11 protein-coding genes are annotated in these 17706 nt (G+C 45.9%); 7 read left to right on the top strand and 4 right to left on the bottom strand.

The window, feature by feature from the left end; genetic code table 11:
• Window positions 1-9: 9 nt before the first annotated feature.
• On the top strand, window positions 10-3297 hold the full coding sequence (locus ABDV94_RS07395) for a gliding motility-associated C-terminal domain-containing protein (RefSeq protein WP_343606080.1): 3288 nt from the start codon (window positions 10-12) through the stop codon (window positions 3295-3297).
• Window positions 3298-3417: 120 nt separating this feature from the next.
• Window positions 3418-4350, top strand: a complete 933-nt coding sequence (locus ABDV94_RS07390; RefSeq protein WP_343606078.1) for an AraC family transcriptional regulator — start codon at window positions 3418-3420, stop codon at window positions 4348-4350.
• On the opposite strand, the gene ABDV94_RS07385 is transcribed toward ABDV94_RS07390, so the two are convergent.
• On the bottom strand, window positions 4339-4713 hold the full coding sequence (locus ABDV94_RS07385) for a DUF779 domain-containing protein (protein ID WP_343606077.1): 375 nt from the start codon (window positions 4711-4713) through the stop codon (window positions 4339-4341). The two genes, ABDV94_RS07390 and ABDV94_RS07385, sit on opposite strands and share 12 nt — an antisense overlap.
• Window positions 4714-5045: 332 nt before the next feature.
• Complete coding sequence (locus ABDV94_RS07380) at window positions 5046-6551, bottom strand: aldehyde dehydrogenase family protein (RefSeq protein WP_343606076.1); 1506 nt, start codon at window positions 6549-6551, stop codon at window positions 5046-5048.
• A 260-nt stretch (window positions 6552-6811) separates the two neighbouring features.
• Here ABDV94_RS07380 and ABDV94_RS07375 point away from each other — a divergent pair, with 260 nt between their 5' ends.
• From ABDV94_RS07375 to ABDV94_RS07365, 3 genes are all read left to right on the top strand, one after another.
• The gene (locus ABDV94_RS07375; RefSeq protein ID WP_343606075.1) at window positions 6812-8596 is read left to right on the top strand and encodes a chloride channel protein; all 1785 of its coding nucleotides are present in this window, start codon (window positions 6812-6814) and stop codon (window positions 8594-8596) included.
• Window positions 8597-8637: 41 nt separating this feature from the next.
• A complete protein-coding gene (locus tag ABDV94_RS07370; RefSeq protein ID WP_343606074.1) occupies window positions 8638-8835 on the top strand; it encodes an RNA-binding protein in 198 nt (65 codons plus the stop codon).
• 273 nt (window positions 8836-9108) lie between these two features.
• A complete protein-coding gene (locus ABDV94_RS07365) occupies window positions 9109-10617 on the top strand; it encodes a T9SS type A sorting domain-containing protein (RefSeq protein WP_343606073.1) in 1509 nt (502 codons plus the stop codon).
• 91 nt (window positions 10618-10708) lie between these two features.
• On the opposite strand, the gene ABDV94_RS07360 is transcribed toward ABDV94_RS07365, so the two are convergent.
• Window positions 10709-13711 (bottom strand): M1 family metallopeptidase, encoded by a 3003-nt coding sequence (locus tag ABDV94_RS07360; protein WP_343606072.1) that lies wholly within the window; start codon window positions 13709-13711, stop codon window positions 10709-10711.
• Window positions 13712-14029: 318 nt separating this feature from the next.
• Between ABDV94_RS07360 and ABDV94_RS07355 the strand changes: the two genes are divergently transcribed.
• Window positions 14030-14995 carry a glycosyltransferase family 9 protein gene (locus ABDV94_RS07355; RefSeq protein WP_343606071.1) on the top strand — a complete coding sequence of 322 codons (966 nt, stop codon included), beginning with the start codon at window positions 14030-14032 and terminating at the stop codon, window positions 14993-14995.
• A 150-nt stretch (window positions 14996-15145) separates the two neighbouring features.
• On the opposite strand, the gene ABDV94_RS07350 is transcribed toward ABDV94_RS07355, so the two are convergent.
• On the bottom strand, window positions 15146-16705 hold the full coding sequence (locus ABDV94_RS07350) for a HAMP domain-containing sensor histidine kinase (RefSeq protein ID WP_343606070.1): 1560 nt from the start codon (window positions 16703-16705) through the stop codon (window positions 15146-15148).
• A 76-nt stretch (window positions 16706-16781) separates the two neighbouring features.
• Here ABDV94_RS07350 and ABDV94_RS07345 point away from each other — a divergent pair, with 76 nt between their 5' ends.
• Window positions 16782-17690, top strand: a complete 909-nt coding sequence (locus ABDV94_RS07345) for a hypothetical protein (protein WP_343606069.1) — start codon at window positions 16782-16784, stop codon at window positions 17688-17690.
• Window positions 17691-17706 lie beyond the last annotated feature (16 nt).

Below are 17706 nucleotides of genomic sequence, written 5' to 3'. Positions count from 1 at the left end.
ATAGATCATATGATTCGGATTCTTCTCATCGTTTTGTTAAGTGTCTTTTGCTTTCGGGCAAATGCAACACACGTGATGGGTGGTGAAATTACCTGGAGATGTACCGGGAACGGCTATGTTTTTCAGCTGGTTTTTTACCGCGATTGCAACGGAGTAGATGTGAACCCGATTTCGGAAACATTGAAAATCTGGAATCACCCGACCTTGTCGACCATTCCGGTGCAGTTTGTGAGCCGGACGGATATTTCTCCGACCTGTACCCCTGTGAACGGATCACCAGGTCCTTTGGCTTGCGGAACAGGTGCAAATGGTGGAAACGGGGTAGGAGCTATCGAGAAAATCATATACGAATCCAACCCGGTAACGATTTCCGGAGTTCCGCCTGCTCAGGGCTGGATCATTACCTACAGCAATTTTTCACGCAACGGAAGTATTACCAACCTGGTAAATCCGACGAATTACGGAGTCACAATCCGTGCAACCATGTATGCAATTCCCGGAGCCACAGCTGGAGTCTGTACGGACAATTCTCCGCGTTTTTTGCAGGATCCGTACCTGGTATTGTGTGCCGGAGAAAATTATGAATACAACATGCATCCGGCAGATGTAGACCTGGATTCCGTAGTGACAATCCTTGGTGCACCGATGGATCGTATTGAAGGAGCGACCTACAATCCGCCGGTTGATCCGGACTATGTGCCGTATGAACCTGGATTCAGCGCAACGAACCCTACTCCGGATGCGACATTCAATGCCGGAAACGTTCCGCTGGTGCTCGACCCGCAAAGCGGACATGTGAGTTTCCGTTCCTTCACCATCGGTGGATTTGTGGTCAAAGTAATTGCTCAGTCATACCGCAACGGCGTACTGATTGCCGAAGTGGAGCGTGAAATGCAGCTAATTGTTACAAATTGCAACGGAAACAACAATGCGCCGGTCATCAACGGGCCATTCGGCGGGTTGTTCGAAACAACTGTCATTGCGGGAGCAACGGTGAATTTCACCCTGCAGGCAACAGACGTAGAGTTTTTGCAGGACGGAACACCTCAAAGCAATTACCTCACGGCAAGCGGCACGGAATTCGGAACAAACTTTACGAGTACAAGCGGCTGCGACGTGGCTCCCTGTGCAACCTTGAATCAAACGCCGACCATTACGGGTGTTCAGGGCGTTTCGACCAATTTTTCCTGGCAAACCAGCTGTGCGCACCTCATCGATGCACACGGAAACATCGACGACGAGAAAGATTACACGTTTGTATTCCGGGTTCAGGACAACTACTGCCAGATTCCGAAAACAACGTTTAAAACAATTACCATTCATGTCAAAAACCCGGGATTGATTCCAGCTACATCAATCAATTGTATTTCGAGCCAGGCGAATGGAACTACGAATATTTCCTGGGATGCAGTGGCAAACCCGAATAACACATTTGTGGATTTCGAACTGTATTCCATTCAGAACGGATTGATTGGGAACTACCCGATCGGGACAACGACTGTAACGGTTCCGACACCAACAACCGACAACGATTTCTACGTATTGGTAAAATCGGGGTGTAACGTATCGCTGTCGAGTGATACCGTGAAAAATGTGCACCTGGATTTGTTTAATCCGGCGAACGGAACGGCTGTGCTGGACTGGAATGTTCCGGCTCCGAACCCGATTCCTGGAATGGACAATTTTTGTACGCTTTACCGCGAATACCCGGCCGGAACCTGGACTGCAAGAGCCGTTCTTCCGTATAATACCACGCATTTTGTCGATACGATTGACATCTGTTCGGCATTTTTGAACTACCAGGTCGTGTATTCCACACCAACTTGTCAGTGGTCCTCGAATATTATCGGAGACAACCTGCAGGATGATATTACGCCGAAAATCCCGGAAATTTACAGCGTTTCGATCGATACAACTACCGGGAATGTGATCATTACCTGGAATCAGAATCCGGCACCGGATACCTACGGGTACATTGTGTATCACAAAGACGCAAATGGATTCATCGTAGAAATCGACACCGTTTGGGGAATCACGAATACGACATATATTCATGCGACACCGATTACCGGGCCGGAAACGTATTCCATTGCGGCATTCGATTCCTGTTTCACACCGGCCATTCCGCCTACGTACCAAACTTCAGCAAAAGCAGAACCGCAAACAAGTATGTACCTGACTTTCACAACGAATAGTTGTACTGCTCAGGCTGCATTGAACTGGACGCCTTATGGCGGCTGGGGCACAGCACTCACGGATTACACGGTTTTTGTTAAGGAAAATAACGGCCCGTGGACGGCTGTGGGGAATGTTTCGGGCGGATCCTATGATTTGAGTCTGACCCCGCTGCAAAGCTATAAAGTCACGATCCGGGCCAACAATGCGAATGGTCATGAAGCCTTTTCGAATATACAGACCTTCACGATTACGGCTCCGAGTCCGCCAACGGTAAATTACCTGAGAGTGGCAACCGTTGATCAGAATACGGTGGTATTGCGTCACCAGATTTCTGTCGGTACAAACGTAAAAGCGGTGCGTTTTGAGAAATTCAATGCAGGAACCGGCCAGTTTGATATTTTGGGTGACGTTCCGGCAACAACTTCCACACTTTCCATCACGGACTCTGATGTGGATGTAGACAATTTCAGTTACACTTACCGCGCAGTTGTGATTGATAGTTGCGGAAACCTGGGGGCTGTTTCCAACCGCGCACGTACCATCCTGCTGAAAGTTTCGGCAGATCAAACACGTTTGACGACACAGTTAAATTGGTCGCCCTACGGAGATTACGATGGGGGAGTGCTCCAATACCTGATTTTCCGAGGAATAGATGGAATCTTCCCGTCTACGCCAACGGCAGTTGTTTCGCCGGATCAGCGTTATTTTGAAGATTTCGTCGATGAGTTGGGGTATAACCATAGCGGAAAAGTCTGTTATTATGTGGTTGCCGAAGAAGCGGTGAATCAATACGGAATCCAGGAATTGAGTTTGTCGAACGACGCTTGTGCGGTGATTGAACCGCTGGTTTACATTCCGAATGCATTCACTCCGGGAGGTGTCAACCCAATTTTCATTCCGGTGGTGTCATTCCAGGATGTTTCGAAATACGAATTCTCGATTGTAGATCGCTGGGGCCAATTGGTGTTCCAGACTCACGATCCGGCTGTGGGGTGGGATGGCTACCATCAGCAGAGCGGAAAACTCGTAGCTCCGAATGTGTATGTCTACGTACTGAAAGTGGTGGATGGTAATAACCAGGAGTATTATTTCCGTGGAAATGTGACGGTGATTCATTGATCATTTAACATTCAATTCAAAAAATCAGTCTGAGTTTAGAGGCGTCGTGTTTTTAAGTTTTTGAATTTTCTCTTTTGACTTTAGCTTGAAAATGATTACCTTAAAGAGCTAATTGGAACTATGAGAACTTCAGGACAAAAATTGTTTACCCCGCAGCTCACGCACGAGTCTTCCCTCAAAACGTTGGTTGAAAACAGAACCGTTCATACCTTGAATTATTGCGAACTGAATCTGTTTGAAACGTACCAGGAATCGCATTTGGTTCCCTTGAAGTTTAACGACCTGGTGGTAACGAGCATGCTTCGCGGGAAAAAGATCATGCACCTGTTCGACGATCCTGAATTCGATTATTTTCCGGGAGAAACAGTCATTGTTCCGTCCAATGTAGAAATGAAAATTGATTTTCCGGAAGCCAGCTTTGACAACCCGACACAGTGTCTTGCCCTGGCAATTGATCATCAAAAAATCGAAGACACACTGCAGTTTCTCAATGAGCGTTATCCGAAAGATGGAAGCAGTGACTTCTGGCGTTTGAACCACTCGGATTATTTCTTTTACAACAACCAGGAAATGGCGGCGACCATCAACAAATTGATCCAGGTGTGTATGGGAAATAACCTGACGAAAGACGTACTCGCGGACATCGCTTTGCAGGAACTATTGATTCACATGATCCAGCAGCAAACAGTAAATGCAATTCGCGAAAACAGTTTCAGCGACCATTCATCCTTATTGAATCACATCGTAAAATTTATCCGCGAACACATCAATGACCGTCTCACGATGAGTGATCTGACGAATGAGGCGTGCATGAGCAAAACGTCTTTTTACCGCTACTTCAAGCGCGAACTGGGAATGAGTCCGAATGAATTTGTGCTGAACGAACGCATCAAATTTGCAAAGTCACTCCTGAAAAATCCGGATATCCAGGTAAACCAGGTCTGTTTTGAATCCGGGTTCGACGATTGCAATTACTTTATCCGCGCCTTTAAAAAGATTGAAGGAATCACGCCGAAGCAATTCCAGCAGTGCCAGGGAAAATTAGTCCTCTAAAAATTTGAGCGGAGTTAAATCCGCAAGTTCTTCGTCCGTGAAAAGACGACTTTGAATGAGAAAGCGTACACCCATCGGGATTTCCAATGAGAAACTTGAACCTCTTCCTGCTGTTATATCGAGTGTAAGGTGCGTGAATTTCCAGTATTCGAACTGATCCTTACTCATCCAGAATTCACAGCCTTCCAGTTCACCTAAACAGACATCGCTGTTCCCGATCTTAAAATCCCCTTTTTCGAAACACATGGGTTGAGAGCCGTCACAGCATCCGCCGCTTTGATGAAACATCAATTCTCCGAAACGTTTTTTGAGCTGGTTGACAACGTCGATAGCTCCATCAGTTATTGCAATTCGTGGATACATCTTGTTTGGTTTTATTTGAATAAAGTAATAGGGGGGAAAAATAGTATTCTGGCAAATAACGAGTTCTGCCTGTCCCGGTTTATTTGGGATTAGGCGAGCTGAAAATGAGTGTATTCGTAGCTGAATACGTAAGTTATGATGTTGAATACTACTAAAAAATAAAAGGCACTTAATTCGTCAATCCAGGTCAGATACCTTATGGAGAGAAAAGTTCAAAAAGCCCGCGAAACACATGTTTCGCAGGCTTTTATCAAGGGACATTATGCCCCTCACCCCTGAACTTCTTTGAGGGCAGGCTGAGTGGAGTCGAAGCCTGCCTTCTGATTTTCTCTTTAGAAGAATCCTAATTTATTCTTGTCGTAAGAAATCAACATGTTTTTAGTTTGGCGGTAGTGATCCAGCATCATTTTGTGCGTTTCACGTCCGAAACCAGATTTTTTGTATCCTCCGAACGGAGCGTGAGCCGGATATGCGTGGTAGTTGTTCACCCAAACACGCCCTGCCTGGATAGCACGCGGAACCTGGTACAATTCGTGAGCATCACGTGTCCAGACACCTGCACCCAAACCATACAGCGTATCATTTGCCAGTTCGATTGCTTCTTCTGTTGTTTTGAAAGTTGTAACACAGACAACCGGTCCGAAGATTTCTTCCTGGAACACACGCATTTTGTTGTGTCCCTTCAAAATCGTAGGCTGAATGTAATATCCGCCATCCAAATCTCCCGGAAGCTTGTTCACAGCTCCACCGGTCAACACTTCAGCACCTTCTTCTTTTCCGATCTTGATGTAAGACTGGATTTTCTCGTATTGGTCGTTGGAAGCCTGAGCTCCTATCATTACGCTTGCATCCAGAGGATTTCCACTGACAATCGCTTCGGTACGTTTGATGACACGCTCGATGAATTTGTCGTAAATGGATTCATGCACCAAAATACGTGACGGACACGTACAAATTTCTCCCTGGTTCAATGCAAACATTACCGCTCCTTCGATTGCTTTATCGAAGAAAGCATCGTCATGATCCGCTACGGAAGGGAAGAAGATATTCGGAGATTTTCCACCCAATTCCATGGTAGAAGGAATGATGTTTTCAGATGCATATTGCAGAATCAAACGTCCGGTAGTGGTTTCTCCGGTGAAGGAAACTTTTGAAATGCGCGGAGATTGAGCCAGCGGTTTTCCTGCTTCCAGACCGAATCCGTTTACCACGTTGATGACTCCGGCAGGAACCACGTCTTTGATCAGTTCCATCAATACCATAATCGAAGTAGGTGTTTGCTCGGCAGCTTTCACAACCGTACAGTTTCCAGCAGCGATCGCCGGAGCAATTTTCCAGGTTGCCATCAATAGTGGGAAATTCCACGGAATGATTTGTCCGACTACTCCAAGTGGTTCGTGCAATGCAATACTTACGGTGTGTTGATCCAATTCTGAAATCGTGCTTTCTTCCCCGCGGATCACTCCTGCGAAATAACGGAAATGGTCAATACACAATGGTAAATCTGCGTTGATGGTTTCGCGGATTGGTTTTCCGTTGTCGATTGTTTCAACTGCTGCCAGATATTCCAGGTTTGCCTCCATGATATCTGCAATCTTGTTCAATACGCGGCTACGTTCCGTAACAGATGATTTTCCCCAGGTTTCAAATGCTTTATGTGCAGCGTCCAATGCCAGTTCGATGTCTTCCTTCGTGGATCGTGCAGCTTTGGTAAACACCTTTCCGTCGATCGGTGATACGTTGTCAAAATATTCTCCTGAAACAGGAGCAACAAACTTCCCTCCGATAAAATTATCGTAATGGGGTTTGAAAGTTGGTCTTTGTGCTAATGTGCTCATAGTTTTATCGATTTGCTGTTATGCAAATGAACTCGGAAGCTGAAAAGTTTTATAGCACAATTGATTCAATTTATAGCATTATTGTTCCGTTGTGAAAAGAGCATACAAAATGGACTCAGGGGGCAAGACTTAAAAAGAGTCCCGAATAGCTTTCTTTCGGGGCATTGAATCCGATATAATGGAGAATTTGTCGGGACTCTTGCCTCTAAAAGTCTTGTTATCCTCATGGAATTCGTAATAATATGTTGTAATTTTAAAGCATGTTATCTCGATTTTTGCGAAAACTGAACGGCGGGATTTTCTTTTTGAGAAACAGTTTAAGTCCGCGTCAGTTCCTCCTTCTTTCCAGTGTTCTTGTCGGTTTGTCATCTGCATTGGCAGTGATTATTCTGAAGTCCTTTGCGCACATGGTGTTACTCTTTGCCAAAGATTTGAACCACCGGCTGCACTTTAAATACCTGGACTTCATCCTTCCTGTTTTCGGGATTGTATTAACGATCTGGATCACGAAACGCCTGCTCAACGGCAAGCTGGAAAAAGGAACCTGGCGGATTATCTATGCCATTACCAAAAAATCGAGCATCATGCCACGCAAGCAGATGTATGCACAAGTCATTACTTCATCAGTGACGGTTGGTTTCGGAGGTTCTGCCGGACTGGAATCCCCGGTGACGATTACCGGAGCGGCTTTCGGGTCGAATTATGCGCGGGTTTACAAACTGACAACCAAAGAACGTACCCTGCTTTTGGCCTGCGGAGTTGCCGCCGGAATTGCTTCCGCTTTTAACGCCCCGATTGCTGGAGTGTTGTTTACACTGGAGGTATTACTGGCGGATGTCGGGATTACGGCGTTCATTCCGCTCATGCTGGCCGCAGCTTCCGGAGCGCTGCTCTCTGCTGCCATTTTGAATGAGAGCATTTTGCTGTCGTTTAAGAACATGGCAGCCTTTGAAATGAAGAATGTGCCCTTCTACCTTATTTTAGGTGTTCTCACGGGCTTTATTTCCGTTTACCATTCCCGCATCTTCAACAAGGTTGAAACCTGGATGGAGCATGTGAAATTAAAACCCTATCAAAAAGGAGTTTTCGGAGCTTTGCTCCTGTCGGCGATGATCTTTGTGTTTCCTTCGCTCTTCGGTGAAGGATATGACAGCATCCGGCTGCTTTCCACAGAAAAAGTATTCGACCTGCTGGAAGGAACCCTGTTTGAATCCGTTAAGGAATCCTGGCTTCCGCTGCTCTTTATCGGAGCGGTGATTTTCCTGAAAGCCATTGCAACCGGTCTCACACTGGGATCCGGCGGAAACGGCGGTAATTTCGCACCTTCGCTTTTTGTAGGAAGTTATACCGGTTTTGCGTTTGCTTACGGCATCAACCTGGCAGGTATGGGAATTGCGCTTCCGGTTACGAACTTTACGATGGTGGGAATGGCAGGATTGCTCAGTGGTTTGTTCCATGCGCCGTTGACAGCGATCTTCCTCATTGCGGAGATTACCGGGGGTTATGGATTGATGATTCCGCTGATGATTGTTTCTTCGATCAGTTTTGCCATTTCGAAGCGCTATTCCAATCATTCGATGGACATTGTGAAACTGGCGGAAGAAGGACACGTCGTTCGCGCTGACAAAGACCGCCATGTGCTTTCATCCATCGAAAGCGCAGACATCCTCGAAGAAACGCTCGTGGTGTTGAAACCAACCGATACGATCGCTACCTTTTTTGCAACAATCCAGCACGCGCACCAGGCTTTGATCCCGATTGTATCGGATAATGGTATTTTGCTCGGGATGATTTATCTCGACGATTTACCGACCATTCTCCCGGTTTATTCTGCCGAGCCGAATACGCCTTTGGAACAGCTCATGGAGCCGATTCGTTATTCCCTGAATCCGCGAAATACGGTAGAGCAGGTGATGGATATGTTCGAATATTCAAAACTGAATTACCTGCCTGTGATCGACAACGACCAGGTATTGGGCTACTACTCGAAACGCCGCCTGCTGGAAGCATACCGCAATAAAGTAATGGACGGAATGGTGGAGTAAAAGTTTCTACCCGATTTTAAGAATTATAAACCTTTGTGCTTATGAAACAAGACGTTCAAAATCCAGTATTACAAGACGGCGATTCCTGTGTGGTAATCCATGGAACCCACAAAGGTAAAAGCGGAACGGTCCGCGATCTGAATATTAGTAAAACCGGACATTTGACCATTACCGTGGTTCAGGAAAACGGAGACCGGTTTAAAACGCTTGGGAGAAACGTGAAAATTGAAAATCGTTGAGATCTCCTGGTTGTGACAGGATCCACCGGGAATGAATCACCTGAGTATCTTTTGGCGCTTCCTGTTTTAAGTCCATTGCCTTTACAATGGGTGTTCCGATGTCTATTGATCGTGTCAAAAGACACATCTTCTAAGTGTAAATTTTGTCAGTAAACACGGGGAACCTTAGTGTTCTTCAGATGCATCGCGCAACCTTTTTGAGACTTCTTAAGTCTTTAGTTTCAGAACAATCACCGGTGATTATTAGTTACAATAAATCCAAACTACACGTTTATGAAAACATGTCTCACGATATTTCTATCGCTGTTCTTTTGTTCTATGTCCCAAAGCCAATATCGCTATCTTAGAAACTATAACGACGATGTTCACGCCATAATCCCTTGCCAGGATTCAACTTATTACACCGTATCTGTTCATCCCGGATGCGGAATTAACAGTTTTTCTGTTCATTACATCGGCCGAAAAGGACAGCTGATCTGGTCGAAAGAATCTCAAACCTGGGTAAGTCACCTGAGTGACTTTAAAGGCTATACCGATGAAAACAATGTGCTGACGCTGGTATATGTTTCAAGCGGTTACAATGGCCTCACGCGGATCGATCAAACCGGAACAATCATTTTCAACCGGGTTTTCAATTCGAGTACCTATAAAATGAATTCGATCACGCCGGCAACAGACGGATTTTATTTGACCGGAGTTCAATACGAATACACTTCGGATCCCAGTATTCCTGTGCTCCTGAAAATGAACAACAGCGGACAAGTCGTTTGGGTCAAATCATACTCCCTTCCAGCCATTCCCCGTTTGCTCTTCAGGGACGTTCAACTCCTGGGTGATTCGCTCCTGATTGTTGGAAACTATACCCAGCAAACTTCTCCGGAGGTCACGTTTCCTTACCTGCTTAAAACCGACCTGAACGGGAATACCGGGAGCAGTTACTATTACCGGATAGAGACCCTGGATGTGGACCGGTACAAATTTGTGGATGTGGACAGTCATGACCCGGCTGCTATTTACCTGAAATTTTACGCTTCTTCCGGAATTGACGGTATTTTAAAACTCAACAACCAGCTGCAACCGGTTTGGTGTAAAAATGTAGTGGGGGAGTTGGGAACCATTTGTGCTTCATACGACGGAGGCGTTTTGTTTTCAACGTCGATGTCGTTTGACGGTGATATCACCAACCTGAATGCTCAGGGAACCATTACAGGTTCAACGGCAACCGGCAACTTAAATGCATCCAGCAACCCTTCCATTCTGTTACGCCACGATTGCGGTTATTTGGTGGCCCTTCCTTCCACCTGGCCGGGTGACCGGTATGCCCATATTTCGAAAGATCAATCGTATTGCGGTTCCATTGCCGGAGATCAGGGCAGTATCACACCGATCAACACCGTTACGCGGCATCCGATCAGTATTACTGCGCAAACACTTCCGTCGTCCACTTTCAGTCTGATTATTCTAACAGGAGCCTTTTCGGATATTTTGGTAACTGAAACGGTAGACTGTCTTGAGTCATACACTTGCGGCGAACCATTAGGACTTTCCGGGCAGTACCTGACGAACGATTTTCTTTATCCGAATCCAACTGGCGGAGCAGTCACCATTGAACATCCGGCGGGAACGAAGGAGATTTTGGTGTTTGATTTGGTCGGACAGTTAATTCGGCGCATCACGCCAACAGCAGGAACAACGACCCAAATTGATCTGTCGGATCAACCAACGGGAACTTACCTGATTCAAACGGATCGTGCTCAGGCCGTGAGATTAATCAAGCAGTAAAGATCTGTTCGATCTCTTCCAAGAGCCTGGATGCATGAATCCGGGCTGTTTTGTTTATCCGGGATCCGATAGGAGAGAAGAAGTGCGGTTTTTACTCCAATAACTTCACCAGATTAAACGGCTGATTCGTCAGGTTGAATTTCAAGGTAAAACGAATCCGTTCCGCGTAATTTTTAGAACTGTAGGCATTGGTGATATTCTCCGATTGGAGTACCGGGAAATAAATTCCGAATACCTTTCCTAAACGCATGGCAAGCCCCAGATCGTAAGCCTGAACTGTTTTGGGAGAATACGCCTGGTTGAATACGCCGAAATCCGCATACACGCCGAAAATTTTTGGACCGATCGGCGTTTCGAGATACAAATTCGCAGCGGCCATCCAGCCTGTACTCGTTCCGAAATAGCCCGAAGCACCGTTTCCTGCTGTAGATCTGAATCCGCCCATGTTTTCCATGCGTTGCTGCGACCAGGTACCGCTTTGCATCGAGCGACCGAAGAAATAATCCTCCGTGAACAAATCCTGTGTACCGCTCGCACCGCTCAGAGCAAACGAATACGCTGAAACGGCCCCGGAATTATACATGTCGAAATTCCAGTAATTCCCGCCGAAAAGACGGAGTTCTACCCAGCGCGAACGCTTGTTTTTGATGTAGCGGTATTGATACGTTGCCGCAACAGATGAACGAGTGAAGTTATCGCTGTTTACCGGGTTGGAAACATGATCCGTTCTCACTTCCAGCCCAAACTGGTGGTCTGCACGGGTGTAGTTGAAATTATACTGGAGGTAGCCGCCAACCAATTCGCGTTGTTTCGGGCGGAAAACATCCAGCCGGTACATGGATTGCACACGAATGTTTTGACTGATCGGCCCGCCTTTCCGGTTTCCGATTTTCGCAGTCCAGTAGGGAAGAATGGAAACGTAATACCCGTCGTTTCTTCCTAAAGTATCGTTCTTGAAAGAACGGAGTGAAATCCCGATGCGGGAAAGTTTGAGGTTTTTAGCCGGTAGAAATGTACGGCTCACCTCCGCAATTCCGGAAATCCGCTGGCTGCCGAATGCATACATCGGAGCGAGTAAAAACTGGAAGCGGGGATTGGGAATACTAAAGTTGTGGATTGCTAATCCCAGCATGAACTTGTCATAGGTATTTCCCCCCAGGATCGGGCTCCAGAAAAGATTGCTTTGTTGTGGGTTTTTCTTCCCGACCAGGAACTGTAGTTTCGGAGTTTCAATCTTGCCGAATAATCCCTTCCGGTGCCAGTAATTGTTGTTCTGGTTCAATTCCGGGATGCGTCCGCTGGCATTGATCTGAACGGCATCCACCTCAGAGTCGAAAGTTGTTTCAGATGTTTTATTTCCGTTTTCGACCCAGATCGTCTGCACTTTTTGTCCGTCTTTGAACCCGGTTACTTCAATCGGGCCGTCAACCTGTCCTACGTTTTTAACCTTGACCGTTGTTTTCCCATTGTATGAAGACACGTTTGCAATCTTGTAGTCGATGTGTTTGGTTGTTTGAATCAGATCCACAAAAAGCCAGGAAAGATCACGTCCGGAAACGCGTTCCAGGGTTGCGCGCAGATCTTCCGGTTGCGGGTGCTTGAAGCTCCATTCGTCGTAATAGGCATGCATACACTGATCAAAAAGCGTATCGCCCAGGTATTCCTTCAGGTAATTGAAAACCAACCCGGTCTTCATGTACATCACCACTCCGTAGTTTGTGCCGGTGAAATCTGCCGAATGCGTTTCAATGGGCTGATCTTCTCCCATTCCGGCTAAGATGCGGTATGAAAAATCGCCCGAATCGTAATGCCCCAGGCTCCCGAAATGAAAATGTCCGTTCAGGATCATATTCGACAAGTACGTGTTTTTCGGGTATTTGGTATACATGTAACGCATTTCGTTCAGGGTATTCAATCCTTCGTCCATCCAGCCATGCACGCGTTCGTTACTCCCGAGAATCCCGTAGAACCAGTTGTGTCCCACTTCATGTACAATCACGACTTCCAGTTCCTCTGGTTTGCTGGCATTCCCGATCACCGTGACATTGGGATATTCCATACCACCTCCGGCTGAAATGGTTCCATCAACGGCAGTTACCTGGCTGTAGGGATAATCGCCATTCCAGAGCGAATAATAGTGAACCGCATCATGAATGTATTCCGGTGCGCGTTCCCACAGAGCTGCGTTTTCGGGAGTAAACAAAGACCAGGTTGTGACCTTGCGCTTGGAATGAGGCAATTCGACTTCGCCTTTTAAAACAACATAGCGCTTATCGGCAAACCAGGCAAAATCGTGTACATCCTTTTGGGTATAACGAATCGTTTTCCACTCCGGGTCCGAATAAAGAAAATTGGATTTAGGATATTTTTTTCGGATCAATGAGGAATAATGCTCTTTCGTCGATGCCGCCAGTTCATCCATAAAATACTTTTCTGATTCCGTTTGAAGGTCTCCGGTAGCACCGACCACGTAGTTTGCCGGAAGAGTGATCGACACATCGAAGGTTCCATACTCGGAGTAAAACTCTCCCTGTGTGAGATAAGGCATGGGATTCCATCCGTTTTTGTCGTAGACTGCCGGTTTCGGGTACCACTGCGTGATTTGATAAGACTGTTCGATGTGTCCCAGGCGTGAAATCGCACCGGAAGGAATGCGAACGTGAAAAGGAGTGGTGACCGTAATGGATTCACCTGGTTTCAAAGGTGTATGGAGCAGTAATTTTCCAATATCCGGGTTCTTTGGATCAAATTCGAAGGAAACATCCTGTCCGTTTACCTGGAAATGTAAGGAATCAATACCTCCTTTCACAGAGTTGTTCCCGAAGGTCAGCAATTGCTCATCGCTTTCATACAGCTGTTTCCCCAAAGCTGTTTTTCCGTTCAGATACGCATTTGGCCACAAATGAATGTAGAGATAATCCAGTGTCTGCGGAGAATTGTTGTGATAAACAAACCGTTCGAAACCACTCAGTTCGTGTTTCACATCATCCAGTTTCACCGTGATGGTATAATCCACCTGCTGCTGCCAGTAGTTTTGACCGAACACATTCAAACACACAAAAAGAAGTGCAAAACCGAGTAATAGGGATTTCATAAAATACGCTTGTTTCAGGTTGTAAAAGTAATGTAAATGTGTTGGTTTTGTAACAATCGCATGAAATCTGACTTATTTCCTGAACTCAAACCAGTTATATGAAGACCCTGTTCATTATTTACTTTTATTATTCGTACGATTGGTTGTTTTTGGTACAGATTGTACAGTACCCAGGTTGGACTGAAGAATGATTTTACCAAAAAAGAGCGGGCGCAAATCAGTAAAAACCGCTTTGAAATCGGATTGGTGGATTTGGAATATTCCCTGCCTAAATTTTAGAAAGTAGTCCAAGTGTAGGTAAATACTTACTTTTGCCTCATGCAGCGCTTTTTAGTCATTCAAACAGCATTTTTGGGAGATGTGATCCTGGCAACTCCGGTGATCCGTGAATTGAAGCGCCTGTACCCGGAATCTGAGATTGATGTACTGGTTCGGAAGGGAAACGAGTCCATTCTGAAGAATCATCCTGCGATCCACACCGTTTTTTCGTTCAACAAAAAAGAAGGAAAATGGAAGGAAATGCGCCGTTTGATCAAGGTTTTCCGGTCTAACAAATACGATGAGGTGATTAACCTGCAGCGTTTCGGAAGTTCGGGAATCATCACGTTTCTTTCCGGTGGAAAACGAAAGGTGGGGTTTGACAAGAACCCGTTTTCTTTTTGCTACGACATCAAAGTCAAACACGAGATCGGAACCGGAAAGCATGAAGTGGAACGCAACCTGGAATGCATTGCGCATCACGGAGCGGAGAAACTGGTTCGTCCGGTTGTTTATCCTGCTTTGGAAGACCGGCAGAAAGTGGCGGCGTATACGCAGGAACCTTTTTACACGCTTGCTCCGGCATCGGTGTGGTTCACCAAGCAGCTTCCGGAAGCCAAATGGATTGAGTTGGCAAATAATCTCCAAAAGAAAGGAAAAGTATACCTGGTAGGCGGGCCGGCTGATGCCGGATTGTGTCAGCGGATCATTCAGGCTGCCGGTTTGCCGGAAGAAAACAACCTGGCCGGGAAACTGAATTTGTTGGAATCCTGTGCGTTGTTTGAAAAAGCAGTGCGTTGTTTTGTGAATGATTCGGGGCCGCTCCACATGGCGACTGCGGTCAATGCTCCGGTTACTGCTTTTTTCTGCGCTACGGTTCCGCGTTTTGGTTTCGGACCGCTTTCAGATGACAGTGAAATTCGCGAAACAACAGAAGATTTGAAGTGCCGCCCCTGTGGTTTGCACGGCGGAAAAGTCTGTCCGGAAGGGCATTTCAAGTGCGGAAATATGGATGTGAGTGTGTAAATAATCTGTCCTTCTCGATACTGCTCCATTGCATTTCGAAACTCGAAGTGACAGGAAATCATGTACGGTCGTTTCCGAATGTTGTGTCCCGTCGAGAGCGAAGCGTATCGAGACGCAGACACTACCTGCATCAGAAATTCTTCTGAAGAGTTACTTCAAAGGCAAACTAATTCGAATCGTTGTTCCTTTGCCCACTTCCGAATGAAGCACATAGACCTTTCCTTTGTGGTATTCCTTCACAATGCGTTTTACGAGTGATAATCCCAGACCCCAGCCGCGTTTTTTGGTTGTATAGCCGGGTTCAAAAATGGATTTGAATTGTTTGGGAAGCAATCCTTTTCCGGTGTCGGAAATGTCGATGTACACGCGTGCTGGAGCTGTTTTGATGGATACATCCAGTTTTCCTTTGGACTCCATTGCGTCCACGGCATTGCGGATGATATTTTCCATAACCCATTCCATCAGTTGTTTGTTGTGGTTCACCATTACGGCATCATTCCCGATTTGTGATTCCATTTCGACTTTTTGTGAAATCCGCGGACGAAGGTATTCCATTACGCCCTGAACGGTCAGTCGGATATCACTTTGCGTCAGGTGGGTTTCCGAACCAATCTTGGAAAAACGCTGAGAAACGGTATCAAGACGTTCCACATCTTTCTGCATTTCCGAAATGATTCCCGGGTCTACGTTTTGCGTTTCCAGTAGCTGCACCCAGGCCATGAGGGACGAAAGCGGTGTTCCCATCTGGTGTGCGGTTTCCTTTGCCATCCCTGCCCAAACCTGGTTTTGTTCTGCTTTGCGGAACGTACTGAAAAGCAAATAGCCGATGAAGATGAAAAGTCCGATGATCAAAAACTGGATGTAAGGGAAAGTCTGCAGCTGTTTCAATTCCCCCGAATTGTCAAAATAAAGCAGGTTTTCTTGTCCCGGACCGAACGAAATGACAATCGGGTCGTTGACTTTCTCCAAAGAACTTAAGGTTTTCTTCAGGTTTTTCGGACTGGTTTTGTCTTTCGGAAGATTACTGGAAATGAGTGAATCTTTTGCTCCGTTCATCAAGACAACCGGAACCAGTTTCGAGTCGTTAATCAACTCGTTGTTAAAGGCATTGATCAACGAATCACGCTCTTTTTCCAGCTGAATGGTGCGTTTGGTATCGGTGTAATACGAGGTCATGGTGAGTCCTTTGACCACTTCGATACTGAGCGGCGGGTGTTTCTTAGCCCAAACACCTGTCAAAACCAACAAGCTGTCTTCGAGTTTTTTGACCAGTTCTCTCTTGCTCAAATCAGGGTAAAGCGGGCGCAACTGGCTGGTGTCAAAATCAATATTGGTATAACCGGAAATTTCCCGGTCGCCATCGACGAGAATTACCGGAATGTCTTTGTTTTCACTGATAATTGTAATCGGGAAGTGGTAATCCGGGATAGCATCTCCGACAATGGGCTTCGAAATTTCCTTGGTTGCTTCCAGGTAAAGTTTGATCTTCCGGCGTTCATACCCGCGGAGCTGCTGGAAAGCACGATTGGTGAATTCGACCAATTCTGCTTTTTTCTTGATGGCATCTGCCCACTGCTTGGCACGCAGGCGCTCGCGATCCGATACTTTTTGAACGGTAGAATTGGACACCCAAAGCGATATCGCTACGGTAATGAGCGCAATGATCAGCAGGACGATCTTCCACTTCTGCTTATTGGAGTATAAATTCATCTGTTACGAATGTAATTAAAAACGCTATTCAGTGGGGGAAATTGTATTTATGCCAAATCTTTTTATCTTCGATTTTATGAAACAATCCACCTTCTTTCAAATCAAATGGATTGCCACATGGTGTTTTTTCATGCTGCTGGGATTTTCTTCCCCTGTATACGCATACCAAGTCGCAATACCGGTACCTTACGCCCGTTTAAATGCCCCAAAAACACATTACCTGGTTGCAATGCCGAATACCTCTTCCGCTAAGGGGTACACGGCAGTTTTTAACGCAAAAACGCGGAAGCTCAAGTATAAACTGAATCTCTTTTTTACAGACACTCAGGTTTTTCTTTCGGATGACGGTAAACGTCTGATTCATGTTTCGGAAAAAGATGGAGAAGACGAAGATTTGTGTTTTGCAACAGTCTATGACCGGAACGGGGAGGTCGGGAAAATGCTCGTTTTTACAAAGGGAAGCAGTGATCCGGAAGAAGAATCCTATTTCCCGCGTTTAATGGACTTTGAGCAGGAGAATGCAAGATTGTTGATTTATACGAATGATTCCATTTACCGGGTGGATTATCAGGAGATGAAAATGGATTTGCTTCCCGGAAATGCAGAAAAGAAAGGAAGCTTTGTCAAGTTTTATGCCGGATTTTATACCCGGGATTCGCTTTTTGATTGTTCGAAGTTGCTGGTCGGAAAACAAGATTTGAAAAGGCAATTGTGCCAGGATTTAAAACTGCATGCTATTCCGGATAAAAAAGAGGCACGTCATACAATCTACCTGAGAATGACATTGAATAGCAACGGAACGTTTGACGATTTACAAGTGTATGCTGCAAAGATGGATGATACTGAAAAAGGGAACTGGAATTTTGATGAAACGCTTAAAGAAAGAGTCCTTGAAGTCATCAAAAGTTATCAAAATCTCCAACGAAATATCCCTAAAGGCGTGGGTTTTTGGAAGTATACCGGTACGATCTACTTATCGGATTAGTTGTTGTTTCTTTGTT

Origin of the sequence: Fluviicola sp. (assembly GCF_039596355.1) — a bacterium.
Taxonomy (GTDB): domain Bacteria; phylum Bacteroidota; class Bacteroidia; order Flavobacteriales_D; family Crocinitomicaceae; genus Fluviicola.
Note: the sequence above shows the minus strand (reverse complement) of the source record. Positions and strands in the feature narration are given on the sequence as shown.